The 17,633-nt window shown below is 70.8% G+C and carries 19 protein-coding genes, 1 tRNA gene and 1 pseudogene; 16 read left to right on the top strand and 5 right to left on the bottom strand.

What is annotated here, in order from left to right; genetic code table 11:
- Window positions 1-19 precede the first annotated feature (19 nt).
- The gene (locus ACWD0J_RS34090) at window positions 20-232 is read right to left on the bottom strand and encodes a hypothetical protein (protein ID WP_451499726.1); all 213 of its coding nucleotides are present in this window, start codon (window positions 230-232) and stop codon (window positions 20-22) included.
- A 257-nt stretch (window positions 233-489) separates the two neighbouring features.
- On the opposite strand from ACWD0J_RS34090, the gene ACWD0J_RS34085 reads away from it, so the two are divergent.
- The 8 genes from ACWD0J_RS34085 (at window position 490) to ACWD0J_RS34050 (ending at window position 5,695) form a co-directional block, all read left to right on the top strand.
- A complete protein-coding gene (locus tag ACWD0J_RS34085) occupies window positions 490-729 on the top strand; it encodes a chaplin (protein WP_451499725.1) in 240 nt (79 codons plus the stop codon).
- Between the two features lie 246 nt (window positions 730-975).
- Window positions 976-1,743 carry a hypothetical protein gene (locus ACWD0J_RS34080; protein WP_451499724.1) on the top strand — a complete coding sequence of 256 codons (768 nt, stop codon included), beginning with the start codon at window positions 976-978 and terminating at the stop codon, window positions 1,741-1,743.
- A gap of 172 nt (window positions 1,744-1,915) precedes the next feature.
- On the top strand, window positions 1,916-2,206 hold the full coding sequence (locus ACWD0J_RS34075; protein WP_451499723.1) for a hypothetical protein: 291 nt from the start codon (window positions 1,916-1,918) through the stop codon (window positions 2,204-2,206).
- 193 nt (window positions 2,207-2,399) lie between these two features.
- Window positions 2,400-2,897, top strand: a complete 498-nt coding sequence (locus tag ACWD0J_RS34070) for a DUF5949 family protein (RefSeq protein WP_451499722.1) — start codon at window positions 2,400-2,402, stop codon at window positions 2,895-2,897.
- Window positions 2,897-3,514 carry a vitamin K epoxide reductase family protein gene (locus ACWD0J_RS34065; RefSeq protein WP_451499721.1) on the top strand — a complete coding sequence of 206 codons (618 nt, stop codon included), beginning with the start codon at window positions 2,897-2,899 and terminating at the stop codon, window positions 3,512-3,514. Before ACWD0J_RS34070 ends, ACWD0J_RS34065 begins: the two co-directional genes overlap by 1 nt.
- Before the next feature lie 125 nt (window positions 3,515-3,639).
- Complete coding sequence (locus tag ACWD0J_RS34060; RefSeq protein WP_451499720.1) at window positions 3,640-4,158, top strand: hypothetical protein; 519 nt, start codon at window positions 3,640-3,642, stop codon at window positions 4,156-4,158.
- A gap of 177 nt (window positions 4,159-4,335) precedes the next feature.
- A complete protein-coding gene (locus ACWD0J_RS34055; RefSeq protein ID WP_451499719.1) occupies window positions 4,336-4,845 on the top strand; it encodes a tyrosinase family oxidase copper chaperone in 510 nt (169 codons plus the stop codon).
- On the top strand, window positions 4,829-5,695 hold the full coding sequence (locus ACWD0J_RS34050; RefSeq protein WP_451499718.1) for a tyrosinase family protein: 867 nt from the start codon (window positions 4,829-4,831) through the stop codon (window positions 5,693-5,695). Before ACWD0J_RS34055 ends, ACWD0J_RS34050 begins: the two co-directional genes overlap by 17 nt.
- 76 nt (window positions 5,696-5,771) lie before the next feature.
- Here ACWD0J_RS34050 and ACWD0J_RS34045 read toward each other — a convergent pair whose 3' ends face one another.
- Window positions 5,772-6,110: a chaplin gene (locus ACWD0J_RS34045; RefSeq protein ID WP_451499717.1), complete on the bottom strand. Its 339-nt coding sequence runs from the start codon at window positions 6,108-6,110 to the stop codon at window positions 5,772-5,774.
- A gap of 224 nt (window positions 6,111-6,334) precedes the next feature.
- Between ACWD0J_RS34045 and ACWD0J_RS34040 the strand changes: the two genes are divergently transcribed.
- Window positions 6,335-6,736 carry a hypothetical protein gene (locus ACWD0J_RS34040; RefSeq protein WP_451499716.1) on the top strand — a complete coding sequence of 134 codons (402 nt, stop codon included), beginning with the start codon at window positions 6,335-6,337 and terminating at the stop codon, window positions 6,734-6,736.
- An 818-nt stretch (window positions 6,737-7,554) separates the two neighbouring features.
- Window positions 7,555-8,541: an RIP homotypic interaction motif-containing protein gene (locus tag ACWD0J_RS34035; protein ID WP_451499715.1), complete on the top strand. Its 987-nt coding sequence runs from the start codon at window positions 7,555-7,557 to the stop codon at window positions 8,539-8,541.
- 58 nt (window positions 8,542-8,599) lie between these two features.
- On the opposite strand, the gene ACWD0J_RS34030 is transcribed toward ACWD0J_RS34035, so the two are convergent.
- Window positions 8,600-9,553, bottom strand: coding sequence for a D-2-hydroxyacid dehydrogenase family protein (locus ACWD0J_RS34030; protein ID WP_451499743.1), 954 nt, complete (start codon window positions 9,551-9,553; stop codon window positions 8,600-8,602).
- 777 nt (window positions 9,554-10,330) lie between these two features.
- Here ACWD0J_RS34030 and ACWD0J_RS34025 point away from each other — a divergent pair.
- The 3 genes and pseudogenes from ACWD0J_RS34025 to ACWD0J_RS34015 all read left to right on the top strand — a co-directional run.
- Window positions 10,331-10,729 (top strand): annotated as a pseudogene (locus ACWD0J_RS34025) (GntR family transcriptional regulator); the annotation flags it as partial.
- Window positions 10,730-10,731: 2 nt separating this feature from the next.
- The gene (locus ACWD0J_RS34020; RefSeq protein ID WP_451499742.1) at window positions 10,732-11,016 is read left to right on the top strand and encodes a hypothetical protein; all 285 of its coding nucleotides are present in this window, start codon (window positions 10,732-10,734) and stop codon (window positions 11,014-11,016) included.
- Between the two features lie 217 nt (window positions 11,017-11,233).
- Entirely contained in the window at window positions 11,234-11,968 is a 735-nt protein-coding gene (locus tag ACWD0J_RS34015) for a DUF6928 family protein (protein WP_451499714.1), read from the top strand.
- A gap of 202 nt (window positions 11,969-12,170) precedes the next feature.
- Here ACWD0J_RS34015 and ACWD0J_RS34010 read toward each other — a convergent pair whose 3' ends face one another.
- Window positions 12,171-12,353 carry a hypothetical protein gene (locus tag ACWD0J_RS34010; RefSeq protein WP_451499713.1) on the bottom strand — a complete coding sequence of 61 codons (183 nt, stop codon included), beginning with the start codon at window positions 12,351-12,353 and terminating at the stop codon, window positions 12,171-12,173.
- Window positions 12,354-12,942: 589 nt separating this feature from the next.
- Between ACWD0J_RS34010 and ACWD0J_RS34005 the strand changes: the two genes are divergently transcribed.
- Window positions 12,943-13,497 carry a hypothetical protein gene (locus tag ACWD0J_RS34005; protein WP_451499712.1) on the top strand — a complete coding sequence of 185 codons (555 nt, stop codon included), beginning with the start codon at window positions 12,943-12,945 and terminating at the stop codon, window positions 13,495-13,497.
- Between the two features lie 179 nt (window positions 13,498-13,676).
- Here the strand turns inward: ACWD0J_RS34005 and ACWD0J_RS34000 are convergent.
- A tRNA-Arg gene (locus ACWD0J_RS34000) sits at window positions 13,677-13,749 on the bottom strand.
- Between the two features lie 322 nt (window positions 13,750-14,071).
- Between ACWD0J_RS34000 and ACWD0J_RS33995 the strand changes: the two genes are divergently transcribed.
- Window positions 14,072-15,679: a dynamin family protein gene (locus tag ACWD0J_RS33995; protein ID WP_451499711.1), complete on the top strand. Its 1,608-nt coding sequence runs from the start codon at window positions 14,072-14,074 to the stop codon at window positions 15,677-15,679.
- A gap of 234 nt (window positions 15,680-15,913) precedes the next feature.
- Window positions 15,914-17,633: YfjP family GTPase (locus tag ACWD0J_RS33990; RefSeq protein ID WP_451499741.1), on the top strand; the 1,720-nt coding region annotated here is incomplete at its 3' end.

Below are 17,633 nucleotides of genomic sequence, written 5' to 3'. Positions count from 1 at the left end.
GGGACGGGCGGGAACGCGCCTACGGGCGGGCGCCCAGGCCGGCGAGGAGCCCGCCGACCCATGCCGCGTTCCGCTGGGGAACGAGCCGGCGGGCCGGCGGGTCACCACCGGGCCGCAGCTCTGTGTCGCGTTCGAACACACCCGCGCCGAGGCCGAGGGGGGTCGGGTGGACGGGCGCCCGCATCGCCGGTGCCGGGTCCGGCTCGCTGATCACCGCCTGGGGATTACGCATGACCGGCGTGGCCCTTTCGGGAAAGGTGGGAGTGATGAGCGCGATCTGCTGGCTCAAGGGGCGCGTCGAGAGGTCCGCAACTCTAGTCGCTATCCGCATTTAGACGGTGAAAACAGACAAGTGTGTCGGAGCGGTGAAGCGTGGACGCCCGTCGGATCACTCCATTGGCGGCACAACCCGCGCGGGTGCCGCGCGTTGACACAGCGCCGGGCATCCCCGCCCGGGTGTTTGTGTCAACCCCCAAGGAGCACCTCTCCATGTCGCGTATCGCGAAGGGCCTGGCCCTGACCACCGTTGCGGCCGCCGCCGTTGCGGGCACCGCCGGCATCGCCACCGCCGACGCCGGCGCGAAGGGCGTCGCCGCCCACTCCCCGGGCGTGCTGTCGGGCAACGTCGTCCAGGTTCCGGTCCACATTCCGGTCAACGTCTGCGGCAACACCGTCAACGTCGTCGGACTGCTGAACCCCGCGTTCGGCAACAAGTGCGTGAACGACTGACGTCGGCTCGAACCCTTCGTCGGCCGCCGTCCCGTGGATCCTCCACGGGAGGGCGGCCGGTTTGCGCTGCCCCGAATGGGCGGTGCGGGCGTCCCCGGGGCGGACCGCCGTTGTCCCGCCCTTCATCAGGGATGACGCGGGCGGGACGGCCGCCGGACGCTCCCCCGGTGTGTCCGATCGGTTGCGCGGCGTGTGGGCCGCTTCCACGGTGGGTTCAAGATCCGACGCACAGCGAAAGGAACCCCCATGCGTGGACTGCCCGCACGGCGTATCGCCGCCTCAGCACTCTCTGCCGTCTTCCTCCTCGGCATCACCGGTCCGGCCGCGACGGCGGTCGAGAGGGACGCGGCCGTCGAGCGCGCCGAGGCGGCGTCCCGTGCGCCCGTCCCCGGCGCGGACGCGCTCCTCGGCCAGGTCGAGGTCCTGGGCGGCCTGGGGGGTGTGATCACCCCGGTCACCAGCATGCTGAACACCGTGCTCAAGGCCGACAACGGCCAGCTCTCGGTCGAGCAGGCCTCCAAGTTCGGCGACGCTGTCAAGGCCGCCGTCGCGAAGGCCACGGCGGCGGCGCCGGCGGCCCCCGTCGCCCCGCCCGCCACCACTCCGCCGACGACACCGGGCACGACGACGCCGAACACCACCGTGCCGGGCACGACGACGCCCGACACGACCACGCCGAACACCACGCTGCCGGCCCTGCCCACGCTCACCAGGAGCGACAACGGGACCGGGGTCCCGCCCGCCGGGGTCCCGGCCGGCCTCGCGGGCGACGCGCTCGACGCCCTGCAGAAGGCGGTCGACACCCTGCTCAAGGCGACCACCTCCGGGGAGGCCACCGAGGTGGGACCGTCCGCCACCAACGTGGTGAGCAGGTTGGTCGACGTCGTCGCCGCCACCCTGGTCGGCGGCGGACTGCCCGCCCCGAGCCTGGCGGGCCTGCCGTCGCTGCCGGCGAACTCCAGCTCGCAGCCGACCGGTTCCGTGCCGACGTCGGGCGTGCCGTCCATGTCATAAGGCGCGCCCAGCTGTTGTGCCGGTCTCGCCCGAGGCCGGCACAACGGCTTTTTCATGAAAGCCCAATTTCGATGGACCGGGTTTCCGCTCCGGCAGCGGCTCGTTGGGCACGGCGTCAGCATTCCCCCTGGTGACCTGTCTGGTGACATGAGTTGCCGAAGAAAGGAACACGATGAAGTCCCTGAAGGCTGCCGCTGTAGTCGCCGGTTCCGTGGTCCTCGCCGGTGCCGCCGCGCCCGCGTTCGCCCACGACCCGGCGGAACTCACGCCCACCAGCCTCAACGGTGCCTGGAACACGATCGCCAAGGACCCCCTCAAGCTCACCGACGCGATGCCGCTGCAGCACCAGTCGGACGCGCTGAACACGGAGAACGAGGACTCGGTGCTCAACGCGGTCAAGGGCGCGACCACCCAGCTGAACTCCAACGGTGGACTTCTCGGCGGACTTCCCCTGGGGAACTGACGTCATCTCCGGACCGAGAGGGCCGGTTCCACGACGGCGGACGCCGTACGGAATCGGCCCTTCGCGTTGTTCGAGCGGGCCCGGGAACGGCCGCGACGGCGCCTCCCTCGTTCGGGTGGACACGGCGGGGGCAATCCGCCGCCCGGGTGAGAACACGGCCGGCCCCGTTCCGGCCCGTGGATAGGGTCGCGCGGTGACCACAACCCCCAGCGAAGCCCGCCCGTTCCGCTCCGCCGATCTCGGCACCCTCGTCATCATGGCCTGGAGCGGAGAGGCGCCCGACGGCCATGACATGCCCTACCTCCTCGCCTGCTCCCTCGGGGACGCCCCCGACGGGCCCGAGGCCACGACCGCCGCCGTCGAGAGGCTGCTGAACGACAACGGCCTGCCCGTGGGCGGTGACCTCGTCGACGGCAACGTCCGGCCGAGCCTGCCGGTCAGCATGCTCGTCGTCGCCGGGCAGGCCGTCGTCACCATGCCGCGTCTGAACGCCCAGTGCCCGGTACGGCCGGAATGGCTCGCTGCGGTCGCCAAGCGCGGCTACGCCTACTTCGTGTTCACCACCCGCCCCTGGCCCGAGGCCTCGCAGGGCACCGTCACGCCGGAGGAACTGGCCGGGTTCGCGGGCTCCGAGGAGACCCTGAAGGCCGCCGCGCACATCGTGCTGCCGGCCCGCAGCCTGCGCTCCTGATGTCACGGGCCGCCGGACAGCACGCCCGGCCGGGGGCGCGCACCGCGGGCGGCGGCCGGGGGTTCGCCGTGCTCCTGCTGTGCACGGGAGCGGCGGGAGTGCTGGCCTCCTGGGTCATCACCCTCGACAAGTTCAAGCTGCTTCAGGACCCGGACTTCACCCCGGGATGCAGCCTGAACCCGGTGGTGTCCTGCGGCAGCGTCATGGCGAGCGACCAGGCCGAGGCCTTCGGGTTCCCCAACCCGATGCTGGGCCTGGTCGCCTACGCCATCGTGCTCTGCGTCGGCATGAGCCTGCTGGCCGGCGCGGCCTTCCCCCGCTGGTACTGGCTGACCTTCGCCGCCGGCTGCCTGTTCGGCGTCGGGTTCGTGTCCTGGCTGCAGTTCGAGTCGCTGTACCGGATCAACGCGCTGTGCCTGTGGTGCTGTCTGGCGTGGATCGCCACGATCCTCCTTTTCTGGTACGTGACGTCGCTCGTCGTACGCCATGAATTCCTGCCCGCGCCGCATTTGTTGCGGGCCTTCTTCGCGGAATTCACCTGGGTCGCCCCGCTGGTGCACCTCGGAATCACCGGAATGCTGATCCTGACCCGGTGGTGGGAGTTCTGGACGAGCTGACTGCCGTACGTCGTACTACTGCGGCACTCGGGGGAATCTTGCGCTGCTGACCGCGCCGGGATCGTTACGCGATACGGACGTCGAGCTCGCCGATCCGCCGAATCCTGAAAGGGACCGTATCTGACATGAAGTCGACCACCCGAGGAACCCTTGCCGCCGCCGTCATCACGGGCGTCGCGGCCGCGGTGGGGGCCACCGCGACCCCCGCCGCAGCGGTGGACACGGTCCCCGTGCCGGTGCCGCTGGAGGGCGCCGAGCGCGCCCTGAACATGGAACTGCCCAGGCTGCGCGGGGAGATCCCGCTGCTGACGTCGGGCGCGCCCGAGGGACCGCAGTACGTCGAGGGCCGGCTCTTCCCGAAGCGGGCGATCCCGCAGCTGCCGGTCAGCGGCGGACTGCCCGGCGCGGACCTGCGCGCGCCCCTGCCGCGCGTCCTCGGCGACGACTTCGACCACGCCACCCTCGACGCTCCCGCCACCGACGTACGGACACTGGCGCCGGGCCTGACCCTGGACGCCCCGCTGACCGCGCCGAACCCCCGCGCCTTCGGCCTGCCGTCGCCGAAGCTCCCGGAGGCGGGCGTCCTGCTGCCGATGCTGCAGACCGTGCCCGGTGCGGACCTGGGCACGGGACCCGGCCTGTAGGGCGCGCCGACCTCTGTGACGGGGCCCGGGCCGGTGTCGCGGCCCGGGCCCCGACGGCTGTCCGGACGCGGAATGTCCACCTGATGGACCGCCGGACGGTGACCGCGCGGGCCGCCGGACGGTTACCGCTACGGACAACCGAACCGGACCCATTCCCCACAGGACGAGGAGCAAGCGATGGCCGTGAGCGTCGGCGGAGTACCGGTGGAGGCACCACCCTCGGCGACGGGCCCGGCGGCAGGCGGGCCCGCGCGCCGGAGCAGGCGGGACCTGTTGCTCGCGCTGCTCGGCCCGGCGGCCGTCACGGTGGCGCTCACCCCGGTCGTCGCCGCCTCCCGCGCGCCGCGCGCGGCCGGGCCGCCCGCCGACATCGTGTTCGACGAGACCTACCGGGGCCGCCGTATCCGAGGCATCAGAAGCTCCGCGGCCGCCGCGGGGGCCACCCTCGGCGACGGCCGGTGGCACGTCACCGTCGACGGACGGCCGCTGCACCTGATGCGTCGCGCCGACGGCACCTGGCTGAGCATGGTCGACCACTACCGGTCGTACGCCACGCCGCTGGACGCCGCCCGCGCGGCCGTCGACGAACTGGGACCGGGACGGCAGCTGCGCGCGCCGGGCAGCGACGGGGGGCGCGGGGGCCACGGGGGCAGGGACATGGGGGGACACGATGGCGTACACGCGTAAGGACGTCAGCACGCTGACCGCGGCCGAGAAGCGGCGGTTCGTGAAGGCGATGCTGGCGGTCAAGCGGCGGGGCGAGTACGACGAGTTCGTGCGGACGCACATCGAGTACTACGTCTCGGACGGCGAGGGCGGACTGCGTACGGCGCACATGGCGCCCTCCTTCCTGCCCTGGCACCGACGGTTCCTGCTGGAGCTGGAACGGGCCCTGCGCCGCGTCGACCCCTCGGTGACCGTGCCGTACTGGGACTGGACTCGCGACCGTACGACGCGGTCGGCGCCCTGGACGACGGACCTGCTCGGCGGCACCGGGCGGCGCTCGGACCGGCAGGTGACGACCGGCCCCTTCGCCTACGCGACCGGCAACTGGACCCTCAACGAGAACGTGACCGACGAGGAGTACCTCACCCGGGACCTCGGCCGGGCCCGCGACCCGATCGAGCTGCCGACCAGGAGCGACCTCGAACGGGCGATGAAGGACCCCGTCTACGACAGCTCCCCCTGGGACTCGACGTCCGCCAAGGGGTTCCGCAACAAGCTGGAGGGGTGGGGGAGCGGGCGGGGCAGCACCGCCTGGCGCAACCACAACCGGGTGCACCGCTGGGTCGGCGGGGTGATGGTCGGCGGGGCGTCCGTCAACGACCCCGTCTTCTGGATGCACCACGCCTTCGTCGACCTGTGCTGGTCGCGCTGGCAGCGCCGGCACCGCGACCACCGCTACCTGCCCGCGAAGCCGCCAGGACCGGGCAGCGACCAGCGCGGCCGGATCGTCGCCCGCCACGAGAAGCTGCCCCCGTGGGACGTGACGCCGGACGAGCTGGAGGACCACAGCCGGATCTACCGGTACGCGTAGGGCGCGGGGCACGCGGCGGAACGTACGAGAGCCCCGGCGCTCGGAGGTGCCGGGGCTCTGTGGTGCGTACGGAGGATCAGCCGCCGTAGCCGTTGCCACCCGGGCCGGAGTGGCCCTTGTGGTCGTTGTTCTTGTGGTCGTTGTTCTTGTTGCTGTCCTTCTCCTTGTGGTCCCCGCCGTTGTTCTCGCAGTGGTTGCCAAAGGCCGGGTTCAGCAGGCCGACCACGTTGACGGTGTTACCGCACACGTTGATCGGGATGTGGATCGGAACCTGCACGATGTTGCCCGACAGGACACCGGGCGAGCCGATGGCCGCGGCCTTGGCGTCCGCGTCCGCCATGGCCAGACCGGCGCCGCTGAGGACCACGGCACCGGTGCCGAGGGCGACACCGGCTGCCTTCGCGATGCGAGACATCACGTTCTCCTTTGATTCGGGAAGCGCGACGGCAGGACGCGCCGCCGCACTTCCCGTTCAACGCCGTCGCTCGCGCCTGGTAACGGCGGGCATGGGGGGGATCACCCTTTTTGAACAAGGCAGGCGCCGGGCTCTGGCGCCTCGCATACGACAGGCGGTGAGGATGATGAATCACCTGTAGGGATATGAACTGCTTGCCGGTTCTCATGCTATTTGGGGGGATCATGGAACCCATCACACTGATTGCGACGGCGTTGGCCGCGGGAGCGGCTGCCGGCGTGCAGGACACCGCGTCCGCGTCGGTGCGCAGCGCGTACGCCCGTCTGGTGCAGCTGGTGCGCAGTCGGCTCGGGGGACGCTCGGCCGAGCTCGACGGCGCGGTGGAGGCGCAGCGCACGGCGGACGCGTCCGCGCCCGGCGAGGTGGTTCCGGAACTGCGGCGGCTGCTGGTGTCCGTCGAAGCCGGCCAGGACCATCACCTGCGGTCGTTGGCCGACGTGGTGCTGCGGCAGCTGCCGGGAGCGACGGCCCACGCGTCCGGCCACGACGGGTGGAACGTGTGGATCAGCGACTGCAACGGCGTGCACAACGGCTCAGGGCCGCAGCACAACACCTTTCATGGCTGAACTCCGATCCGTGGCACACGGTTCCCGGCGCCACCGGTGACGTCGAGGAGGGGGCGCACATGCGGCTCTTGGGATGGCTCCTCGCCGTGGTCGTCGTCATCCGGGTGGGCAGCTGGATCCTCGCGGAGGCAGGGCGTCTGTCCGGCGCGTCGCTGAACGCCTTGCTGGAAGTTCTGGGAGACATCCTGAAGGTCGTCTTCCTGTTCACCGCCTATACGTTCGGCGGGGCGGCCGCCGCGGGGGCGGGCGTCGCGCTCGTGCGAGGGGTCGTGCGAGGGGTCGTCGCACTCCACGAACGGCACGACCGGAAGCACAGGGCGGCCAGGCCCGTCCGCCCCGTCACGCTCCCACCCGCGAACGCTGCTCCGACGGTCCTGCCCGCGCCGGTCGCCGGCAGCCCTGTGGGCGATCCGGCCGCTGCGGTCGTTGCCGCCCCTGTGGCCGAGCCGGTCCTGCCGGACCCCCCGCCCAGGAGCGGTGTGCGCTACGACGAGGTCATCCCCGGCCAGCCTCGCCGCGACGGGCAGGCGCGGGTCCGGAGCGGGACGCCGGAGCCGCCACAGAGGGCTGACCGCAGGGCCACGCGTCCTCACGGCGGTGTGCCCACACCGGCCGGCACCCTGCCGGAAAGCCGATCGGCGGCACGGGTACCGGCGTCGGCAGCGAGGCCAGCGGCGGTACCGGCGTCAGCGGCGGTGCCGGGTTCAGCAGCGGTGCCGGGTTCAGCAGCGGTGCCGGGTTCAGTGGCGGTACCGGGTCCAGCGGTGGTGCCGGCGTCAGCGGCGGTACCAGGTCAAGCGGTGGTGCCGGGACCGTCGTTGCTCATCCTTGGCTGCCGTGGAGTCCAGATAGGGGATGACAACGAGCAGTTCAACTCGTACACCTATCAACTGCTGTACCCGGCCGTGGACTTCTCGGCTGTCCTTCGTCGCCCTGCCGTGCGGGACGCGTTGCGCCGTCTGGTCAAGGATCCCGACAACGCCGGGCTTCGAAGGGAGGCGGAGGATGCGCTGGGCGCCGGACCGTGGGGGAGCGGGCGGAAGGAGATGCTCGACCTCGGGCCGCTCGGCAGGGCGTCCCCGTCCTCCGCTGCCGGCCGTGATCTCAAGGCGGCGCAGGGATTCGTCGCCGTGCGCAACTGCCAGGGAGTGCAGACGGGGAACGACTGCTTCCAGCGCAACGACTTCACCTACGTCTGCCGTCGGTCGACCGTGGACGCCCATGCCCTGCTCAAGTCGAGCTCCCACGTCGCGAGGTCGCTGGTCAACGTGGTGATCAACCCGCCGGGAAGGGAAGCTGCCGATGATCTGAATGTCGCGGTGAAGGCCGCGCTCGCTTCCCGGGACACGCTCGCCGCGATCCCGGACCGGTCGGTCACCGTCACCTCCCGGACCAATGTGGTGCGTGACCGTGATGGGGTCAGTGTCGGCGACAGGTGTCATACCACCGAGTTCAAAGCCCTCATGGTCGAGCTGGGAAACCCGCGCAACCTGCCCCGGAGCGTGGTGAAGGAATCCGAGCGCCTGTCCCGGTCGGCGGGGCGGCCGGACGCGTCGGATCCATCCAGGACGGCAGTGTCCTCTCCGGCGGAGACACCGAGCGGGCGCCCCCTGCACCGGAGCCTTCCGCGCGGGGCCGACAGCAGCAGACGGCGGTCGCATCACCCACCGCTCAGGTGGAACGGGCCGAAGTCCCCGGACGAGACGCCGACACCTCCGCAGGTGATGCCGGAGCCGCCGAGCGCGACCCTGCGCTCTCCGTCGGGACCTGAGAGCCCTTCGTCCGGACGCGGGCTCGGCCTCTAGCGGGTTTGGCTTCTGGCGGTCTCGGCCTCTAGCGGTCTCGGCTTGTGGCCGCATTGCCTCAGGGCAGCCGTCGTACCGGAGAGCCCTTCAGGAACGCCTGGATGTTCTCGACCGCCTGGCCGTAGTAGGTCGCGTAGTTGGCGCGGGAGACGTAGCCGAGGTGGGGGGTGGCGAGGAGGCGGGGGGCCGTGCGCATCGGGTGGCCGGCGGGGAGGGGCTCGGTGTCGAAGACGTCGACGGCCGCGCCGGCGATCCGGCCCTGGTGGAGGGCGGCGAGCAGGGCGTCCTGATCGACGATCGCCGCGCGGGAGGTGTTGATGAGGTACGCCGTCGGCTTGAGGAGGGCGAGTTCGGCGGGGCCGAGCAGGCCGCGGGTGCGGTCACCGAGCGCGAGGTGGACCGAGACGAAGTCACTGGTGGCGAGCAGGTCGTGCAGCGAGGGGGCGAGGTCCGCGCCCACCTCGTCGGCGCGCTCCGCGGTGAGGTTCTGGCTCCACGCGCCGACCCGCATGCCGAAGGCGAGGCCGACCCGCGCCACCCGGCTGCCGATCTTGCCGAGGCCCAGCAGCCCGAGCCGGCGGCCGTGCAGGTCGGCGCCGACGGTGTGCTGCCAGGGGCCGCCCCCGCGCAGGGCGGTGCTCTCCTCGACGATCCCGCGGGCCAGGCCGAGCAGCAGGGCCCAGGTCAGCTCGACGGGCGGGGTGGAGGAACTCGCCGTACCGCACACCGTCACGCCGTGCGCCTCGGCGGCGGCGTAGTCGATGACGCTGTTGCGCATGCCGGAGGCGACGATCAGCCTCAGCCGGGGAAGGCGGGCGATCAGGGACGCCGGGAAGGCGACGCGTTCGCGCAGGGTGACCACGATGTCGACGTCCGCGAGGGCCGCGGCGAGCGTGTCCTCGTCGGTGAAGTGGGTGTCGAAGGTGACGACATCGACGTCATCGGCGAGCGGTGACCAGTCGGCGAGTTCGGTCGCCACGTTCTGGAAGTCGTCGAGTACGGCACAGCGCAGCGTCGGCACGTCGGTCCTCTCCGTGGTCCGGGTGATCCGGTGGTCCGGGTGGTCCGGTCGGGGGTCCGACTTTACGGGGCCGATCCAGGGCGGGCCACGGCCGATGGTGTGTGCGCCCCCGGCAGGACTCGAACCTGCGGCCAAGCGCTTAGAAGGCGCCTGGTGCATGCGAAGGGACTCGGACGCTGACCTGCACAGACGGCTGCACGGGACCGTCTTCAGGCTTCGGCTTCGACACGCATTCGACTGCGTCGCCATGGAAGGATGCGCTTCACTTGTGCCGCGGAACTTGTCGAGGGGCCAACCGACTGGAGCCCGGAACTGCATGCTGCCGGCACCCAGTCCCGCATGCAGCGCTGCGCGTGGGGCGCTCCGTGCACACGTGAAGCGCGCTGGAGCGTGCGGGTCAAGGACAAGGGAGGCGACAGCTGGTGGGCTGTCTGCGAGGAGCACCGTGCGTCATCGGCGGTCTTGAACACAGGCTCGCAGTGACTGACAGTCTGCACAGCCACAAACATCGGCGGCCGTGACCTGCGCCGCACTGCAGATCGACGCCCTGACCTGCTACGCGCTGTCGGCAGGTGCCGACGTTGGTCAGCGCTGAGCGCCCTTCCACGACATCACCCAAATCGGCGGTCGGGCTTGCCGGGTGAGAGACCTCTTCCAGCTTTCCCAGGGCGCGAAGCAACTGGTTTTCCACTCGGGCGAGTTGCTGACGATACACACGCGTACCCGGCTCATCGCCGTGCGGACGTCCAGAAGGCGGTGAGCAGTCTCGTGCCTACCCGCCACCACGACATCGCCGACGACCTACGGCAACAGATCACGACCGGACGTCTCCAACTTGGCGAACGGCTGCCGTCCGAAACCGCTCTGGCCGAGCGGTACGCGGTCAGCACGGTGACGCTGCGCCATGCCCTCGCGGTGCTTCAGGGGGAAGGGCTCCTTGAGAAGATCCACGGCAAGGGCAACTTCGTCCGCCGTCCCCTACGGAAGATCACTTACGTGGGCGGCTGGGGCACCCTGGACCCCTGGACCGCCGCTGAGCCGTCCTTGCGCGTCACGGTTCGCAGCGCCACGGTTCAGGCCCTCGCGGACCTGCCGGCGTTGCTGAGAGTCCCGACGGGCAGTCCCCTCGTGGAGTTCTCCTGTCTCAGTCTCGAAGGGGAGTCACCGCGCTGCGGCTTCTGCCGTGGACGGGTCCGGAGGGCAAGCCCTGCTACCTGAGCACCGACGACCGGGACGGCTACATGTCCCGCCTGGCGGACAACGTCGAAGCGGTCCAGCTTGGAACGGCAACCGAGCTCCTGGAGCAGGCATCGGAGGTACTCGGCGACCGGGACGCGAACCCGGCTGAAGTAGAGCGACTGGCGATAGAACTGACCGGAGCTCTCCGGGACGTCCTCCGAGTGGCTGCCAGCCGCGGTCATCTTTTGGCTGCTGGGGAACCTCAAGGCTTTTGAGGGCGGACTGAACGACGCACCAACAGGTGCCAACGCTCCCGAGGGGGAGGGGAGCCCGGAACACACCTGGGCTCCCCCGCCCCCTCGGGTTTGTACCGACCTCGGCTCAGGTTGCCTGGCCTCGGCAGCCTTGTTGTCAGTGCCTGCGGTTATGGTGCGTCTGCCATCGAGGGCAATGTTCTGGGGAGGGGCGTTGGGGGCAAAAACGGGACTGCTGGTGTACGTCGACGGCGACGTGCCGGCGTTGCTGCGACAAGTGGGAGCGGCGGACCCAAATCGGACGGTCACCATGATGCGGCGGCTCTATCCTGGTTGCGAGATCGAAGAATGCGAGGGCTCCAGCCTCTGGGACGGTGTGTACCCCCAGAAGGGGACGGCGTACGCAGCCAGTTGGCCAGGCCTGGATGTGATCGGCGATCAGAGGGTGATGATCGACGCCCCATCCCAGCTCCCGGAACACCTCGTGGCGGCAAGCATCGGCCGACGGCTCGTCCTGCACGCCATGCACAGCGTCGTCGACTGGCTGGCGTTCGCCGTGTGGGAAAACGGACGTCTCGTCCGCTCCCTGAGCCTGTCCCCGGACAGCGGCATCATCGAGAACATCGGCGAACCGCTCCCCTTCGAACGGCCCTACTGGGCCGGAGACCGACCAGCCGACATCGTCCCCTGGCCCGGTGAGGAGGAAGAGCCGTACGCCTTGCCCTTCCACCCCCTGGACCTGGGCGAAGACGCGTTGCGGGCGCTCTGCGGGTTCATCCAGGAGGGCCGTCCCCAGCCCGACGACGTCGACGCAGACGCCATCAAGCTGTACGGCTTCCACGTGCGGGATGCACACGGGCCTGATCCAGCAGAGCAAGAAGCGGACCTGCGCAGAGCGGTGGAAGCCATGGATCCGCCGCGCTTCTACACCATGAGCCCTGATGGCTCACTGATCGAGCGCGGCGGCCTTTAGCTCAGGACCCCTTCGTCCCGAAGCAACTTGGGCGAAGGTGCTGCCTTGAGTTGGTCTGCTCCTCACCTGCGCTGATGGTCCGCAGACGTTCGCGGTCGTCCGCCGTTGTCCGCTGGCGTTGTCACGCAGTTAGACACTCACGGACGGCAGAGGTTGATGAACCCCATGCGTGCTTGTTGTGCAGCGTCCGCGATGCTCACGGTCACAACAGGCCGTTTCGGCGGAGCTCGCGCTGGTGTCGGAGCGCGTAACCATGATCGTCCTTCTCTCGACGCTCCTCCGCACGAGCCTGGAACTCCTCTGGATCCAACTCGTCATCGTCGTCATACGAGGGGTTGGCGGGGTCTCCACCGTTCAGGTTGTAAGCAACGATCCACTCGCTCATGGCTGCCCCCAAGGTGTGCATCCTTGTCCCAACGGTGGCTCCCCCCGACCCGCACTGACTCCGAGCGGCCCGCGAAGAGCACCTTTAACAGTCTGAGGTTGGGAGGTTCCCAACGGGGTGGAAACGCGGTATTTCGCCAGTTTCTCTCACGCATGAGCGGCGGACAGTCGCCACAGCAACGGCTCCGGAGGCCGCTTGGCACTCGGGCAACGCAGCAGGTCACGGCCCTGCGCATGGCGGACCACGCCAAACGAGTCCACGGATAGTCCACGGCTCGCTGAGCCCAAAAGCAGCTGGGCGAGAAGGCTGCGGCTTGAATGTCAGCGTTCCTTGCCGAGGGTGGGAAGGCCGCCACAGAACGGCGGCATGCAGAGCCATTCACGCCGGGGTCTGATGCCGAGCGTCTTCTTCAGCGTGGCCAGCTGCTTCGCGTCTGCGGCGGAGCGGGCTACGTTTGGCGGGCTCCGGGCTGTCCGCGATGGCGAATCCCTGCCAATGCTGTCAGCCAGTAGCGAGCTGAGGAAAGCGGCTGCACGCGTTCTTCGCCACGCTGTACTACTGCGGTCTGCGGCCGGAGGAAGCCGTAGCCATGCGAGTGCAGGACGTGATGCTTCCGGGCCTCGATGCCGGTGACCAGTGGTGCGAGCTGCTGATCCACATGGCGACTCCGGAGGTCGGCAAGCAGTGGACCGACACCGGAGAGATCCACGAGGAACGTGACCTGAAGGGCCGCGCCGAGGGCGAGACGCGCACCGCGCCGGGGCATCCCGCCCTGACGCGCATCCTGCGACAGCACATCGAGGACGAACAGCTCAAGCCGGGGGATCTGCTGTTCCAGGGGGAGACGGGCGGCATCCTCGCGGGTTCGGTCATCCGCCGGGCCTGGCGCAGTGCGCGCAAGGCCGTCTTGCCCCCGCACGTCTTCGAGTCGCCCACGGGCAAACGCGTGTACGACAACCGCCACACGCGCCTGACGAAGTGGCTCAACGACGGGATCCCTCCCGCTCAGGTCGCGGAGTGGGCCGGGAACAGCGTCCCCGTGCTGCTGGCCACCTACGCGCGGTGCGTCGAGGGACAGCTGCCCGACCTGAAGAAGCGGCTCGAAGCCGCTGGAGATCTTCCCGAAGGACCTGCCGCCGGTTGACCCTCTCGGCCGAGAACTTCGACACGTATTCGACACAGCCACCCGCGAAAACCCGGTGACAGCCGGACAGCCCCGGAGTCCTCCCTTGATCATCAGGGGAGTGCCCGGGGCTTCTGCGTGTCGAGCGCTACACGGTCTGACCAGCAAAAACGCCCTCCCGAAGGAAGGCGAGGGATAGGCGCCCCCGGCAGGACTCGAACCTGCGGCCAAGCGCTTAGAAGGCGCCTGCTCTATCCACTGAGCTACGGGGGCCGGGTGTGGTGGCCTCTGTCGTGGGTGCCCGGGTGTGGGCCGATCCGTGACGTTGCCGGGGACAAGGATAGGGCTCCCGCGCCCTTGTCCCGATTGCTTCGCCTCCGTGGCTCGATGTGGAGGTTCGGTGAAGCGGTCCTGATAATCGCAGGCAGGTACGAATCGTGCACCGCTTTTGGCGTCTCGCGCACCGGGTGTTGTGTACTCGTTATGCCTGGACTGTGCCGGTGTCCCGGTCGCCCCTTCCGTCCGAAGTGTCCCGTCGGCGCGCAGGCATGCTCATATGCTTCAGAATTCCCCTAAAATTGGGCATTCTTCACATGTGGTGACCTTGGACGTACGGCCTCAGCTGCTCGACGCACTCTCCGCCCTGCGCGACCGTGTCGCCGCCGCACGCTTCCCGCTACCCCTGGCGGGAGCTCCACGCGCGCGTGCCAATCGCGACGAACTGCTCGCCCAGCTCGACGACTACCTGGTGCCCCGATTGCGGCAACCCGAAGCGCCCTTGCTGGCCGTCATCGGGGGCTCCACCGGGGCAGGCAAGTCGACGCTCGTCAACTCGCTCGTGGGACGACGGGTCAGCGAGGCGGGCGTGCTGCGGCCGACCACGCGGACGCCCGTGCTGGTCTGCCATCCGGAGGATCATCACTGGTTCAGCGGGATGCGCGTGCTGCCCGACCTCACCCGCGTGTGGGTGCCCCACCAGGAGCCGGGGGACGAACTCCTGCTGCCCGGCGAGAATCCCGCGCGCGTGCTGCGCATCGAGACCGCCGACACCCTGCCGCCCGGCCTCGCCCTCCTCGACGCGCCCGACGTCGACTCCCTCGTCGCCGACAACCGCTTCCTCGCCGCCGAACTGATCTGCGCGGCCGACATCTGGGTGATGGTCACGACGGCCGCCCGCTACGCCGACGCCGTGCCCTGGCACCTGCTGCGCACCGCCAAGGAGTACAACGCCACCCTCGTCACCGTTCTCGACCGGGTGCCCCACCAGGTCGTGTCCGAGGTCTCGCGTCAGTACGGCGCGCTCCTCACCAAGGCCGGACTCGGCGACGTACCCCGCTTCACCGTGCCCGAACTGCCCGAGTCCGCCTGGGGCGGCGGCCTGCTGCCGGCCACCGCCGTGGCTCCGCTGCGGACCTGGCTCCTCCATCAGGCGCAGGACCCCGCCGCCCGGCAGCGCTCCCTGGCCCGTACGGCGTACGGCGTCCTCGACTCGCTGAAGTCCCGGATGCCCGAGCTGGCCGGTGCGGCCGCCGCTCAGTACGCCGCCGCACTGCGGCTCACCGCCGCTGTCGACGGGGCGTACGACAGCGAGTACGCGCGCGTGCGGGGGCGGTTGCAGTCCGGGGCCGTGCTGGCGGGCGACGCCCTGAAGCGCTGGCGGGCCTTCCCGCTCGACTGCACTGCCCCGGAACTCCTCGACGCGCTCGTGGAGAGCCTCGGCGCCCTCCTGCTGTGTGCCGTGACCGCCGCCGACGAGCGCGTCGACGACGCGTGGCGGCGCGAACCCGCGTCCGGCGCCCCCGAGCTGACCGGCCGTGACCCGGTCCTGGAGAGCGCCGAACACCGGATCGGGATCGCCGTACGGCGATGGAGGCGGGAGCTGGAGGAGTACGTCGAGGAGGAGATCCGCCACCTCGACCGCAGCGTCGCACCGGATCCCGAGGTGATCGCCGCCCTGGTGGCCACGGCCCTGCTGGGCGGCCGTAGGGCCCGGTCGGCCGGTGAGGGGCTCGCCGAACGGATCGGCGCGCACGGGGCGCTGCGGCTGCGCGACCGGGCCGGGCGGCTGCTGACCGACCACCTCGACCGGGTCATGCACACCGAACGCGAGCGCCGGCTGGCCCCGCTCGACGCCCTCGACGTCCACCCCGAACCGCAGGCCGAACTCATCGCCGCGCTGTCCGTACTGCAGAAGGAGAGGTGACCGGTGACCGCCGTCACAGACCAGGACCACACCGACCACACCGACCACACGGACCCCACGGATCCCACGGACGACACCGACCGCAGGGACGACACGGAGCATGCGGAGGGCTCGGGCGGCACGGGGCATGAGGAGGGGCGTTCCGAACACTCCGGATCAGCCGGATCAGCCGGATCAGCCGGATCAGCCGGATCAGCCGGATCAGCCGGATCGGCCGGATCGGCCGGGTTCGCCATGTCCCCCGTGTCCCCCGGGTCCGAGGAAGGCGCGTCCCAAGGCGGGCATTCCGAACAGGGTGACTCGGACGGCGAGTCCGCGGCGGAGCACCCTGCCGGCCATGCGGCTCCCGAGGCGTCCGAAGCGACTGAACGGGCCGGAGGGGCAGGAGGGGCAGGAGGGGCTGAGGGGTCCGGGGAACCTGCGGGCGACCGCCACGCGCGCGTGCAGCGCAACGACGACGCCTCCAGTCGTACGGACGCCTCCAGTCGTACGGACGTCAGCGGTCGTACGGGCACCAGCAGTCGTACGGATGCCGACGGCGCCTGGGACGACGGTCTGATCGCGCGGCGGGTCTCCGAGGAGGCCGCGGCGCAGCCCGTCGTCATGGAGACCCGGACGCCCATCGCCCAGACGGTGACCCCGCTCGCGTACGACGGGCCGCTGCGGTCGCGGCTGGACGCGCTGCGGGAGCTGGTGGGGCTCTCCCGCACGCGGCTCGACAGCAGGACCCTGCACGAGGCGGGCCGGGTTCTCGACGAGGCGGCGGCGCGGCGGCGGCTGTCCGGGCAGCACACGGTCGTCGCCATCGCGGGCGCGACCGGCAGCGGCAAGTCGCAGCTGTTCAACGCGCTGGCCGGAGTGACCATCTCGGAGACGGGCGTACGACGGCCCACCACCGCCGCGCCCATCGTGTGCAGCTGGAGCGACGGCGCGTCGAGTCTCATCGACCGGCTCGGCGTCCCGGGGCGGCTGCGGCGGCGCCCGGTGCAGAGCCCGCAGGCGGAGGCGCAGCTGCGCGGGCTCGTCCTGGTGGACCTGCCCGACCACGACTCGGCCGCCGTGCAGCACCGCGAACAGGTGGACCGCATCCTGGCGCTGGTCGACGCGGTGGTCTGGGTCGTCGACCCGGAGAAGTACGCCGACGCGATCCTGCACGAGCGTTATCTGCGGCCCATGGCGGGCCACGCGGAGGTCATGTTCGTCGTCCTCAACCAGATCGACCGGCTGCCCGGGGAGGCCGCCGAGCAGGTCCTCGACGACCTGCGGCGGCTGCTGGACGAGGACGGGATCGCGCTCGGCGAGTACGGCGAACCGGGCGCGACCGTGCTCGCGCTGTCCGCGCTCACCGGGGACGGCATCGGTGAGCTGCGGGAGTCGCTCGGTCAGTTCGTGGCGGAACGCGGGGCCGCGGCCCGCCGGATCTCGGCCGACGTGGACGCCGCCGCGTGGCGGCTGCGGCCCGTCTACGCCACCGGGCGGCGGACCGGCCTGAGCGAGGAGGCGCGGGACGAGTTCGCCGCCCGGCTCGCGGACGCGGTGGGTGCCACCGCGGCGGGCGAGGCGGCCGAACGCGCGTGGCAGCGCAACGCCAACCGGGCGTGCGGAACGCCCTGGCTGCGGCTGTGGCGCTGGTTCGAGGACCGGCGGGAACCTCCCACGGGACGGCTGCCGTTGCGTGCCCAGGCGGACGAGGAGGCCACGGCACGCCAGCGCGTCGAGCAGGCGGTGCGGACGCTGGGCGACCGGGCCTCGACCGGACTGCCGGCGCCGTGGGCGCAGGCGGTGCGGGAGGCGGCCGTGCGCGGTTCCCAGGGGCTGCCCGAGGCGCTGGACAAGCTGGCGGCGCGGGCCGGGCTGCCTGTACGACGTGGTCGACGAGGGCGAACGCCTGTGGATCGTCATGGAACTGGTCTCCGGCCGCTCCCTGGAACGCGTCCTGGCGGAGGAGGGCCCG

It is taken from the genome of Streptomyces sp. NPDC003011 (assembly GCF_053591515.1).
Note: the sequence above shows the minus strand (reverse complement) of the source record. Positions and strands in the feature narration are given on the sequence as shown.

Excerpts from the sequence above, each read along its gene's own strand:
- ACWD0J_RS34050 (WP_451499718.1), top strand. The coding sequence starts at position 4,829 with ATGGCGTACACGCGTAAGGACGTCAGCACGCTGACCGCGGCCGAGAAG.
- ACWD0J_RS34005 (WP_451499712.1), top strand. The coding sequence starts at position 12,943 with ATGCGAGTGCAGGACGTGATGCTTCCGGGCCTCGATGCCGGTGACCAG.
- ACWD0J_RS34080 (WP_451499724.1), top strand. The coding sequence starts at position 976 with ATGCGTGGACTGCCCGCACGGCGTATCGCCGCCTCAGCACTCTCTGCC.
- ACWD0J_RS34075 (WP_451499723.1), top strand. The coding sequence starts at position 1,916 with ATGAAGTCCCTGAAGGCTGCCGCTGTAGTCGCCGGTTCCGTGGTCCTC.
- ACWD0J_RS34040 (WP_451499716.1), top strand. The coding sequence starts at position 6,335 with ATGGAACCCATCACACTGATTGCGACGGCGTTGGCCGCGGGAGCGGCT.
- ACWD0J_RS34090 (WP_451499726.1), bottom strand. The coding sequence starts at position 232 with ATGCGTAATCCCCAGGCGGTGATCAGCGAGCCGGACCCGGCACCGGCG.
- ACWD0J_RS34055 (WP_451499719.1), top strand. The coding sequence starts at position 4,336 with ATGGCCGTGAGCGTCGGCGGAGTACCGGTGGAGGCACCACCCTCGGCG.
- ACWD0J_RS34060 (WP_451499720.1), top strand. The coding sequence starts at position 3,640 with ATGAAGTCGACCACCCGAGGAACCCTTGCCGCCGCCGTCATCACGGGC.
- ACWD0J_RS34085 (WP_451499725.1), top strand. The coding sequence starts at position 490 with ATGTCGCGTATCGCGAAGGGCCTGGCCCTGACCACCGTTGCGGCCGCC.
- ACWD0J_RS34065 (WP_451499721.1), top strand. The coding sequence starts at position 2,897 with ATGTCACGGGCCGCCGGACAGCACGCCCGGCCGGGGGCGCGCACCGCG.
- ACWD0J_RS34010 (WP_451499713.1), bottom strand. The coding sequence starts at position 12,353 with ATGAGCGAGTGGATCGTTGCTTACAACCTGAACGGTGGAGACCCCGCC.
- ACWD0J_RS34045 (WP_451499717.1), bottom strand. The coding sequence starts at position 6,110 with ATGTCTCGCATCGCGAAGGCAGCCGGTGTCGCCCTCGGCACCGGTGCC.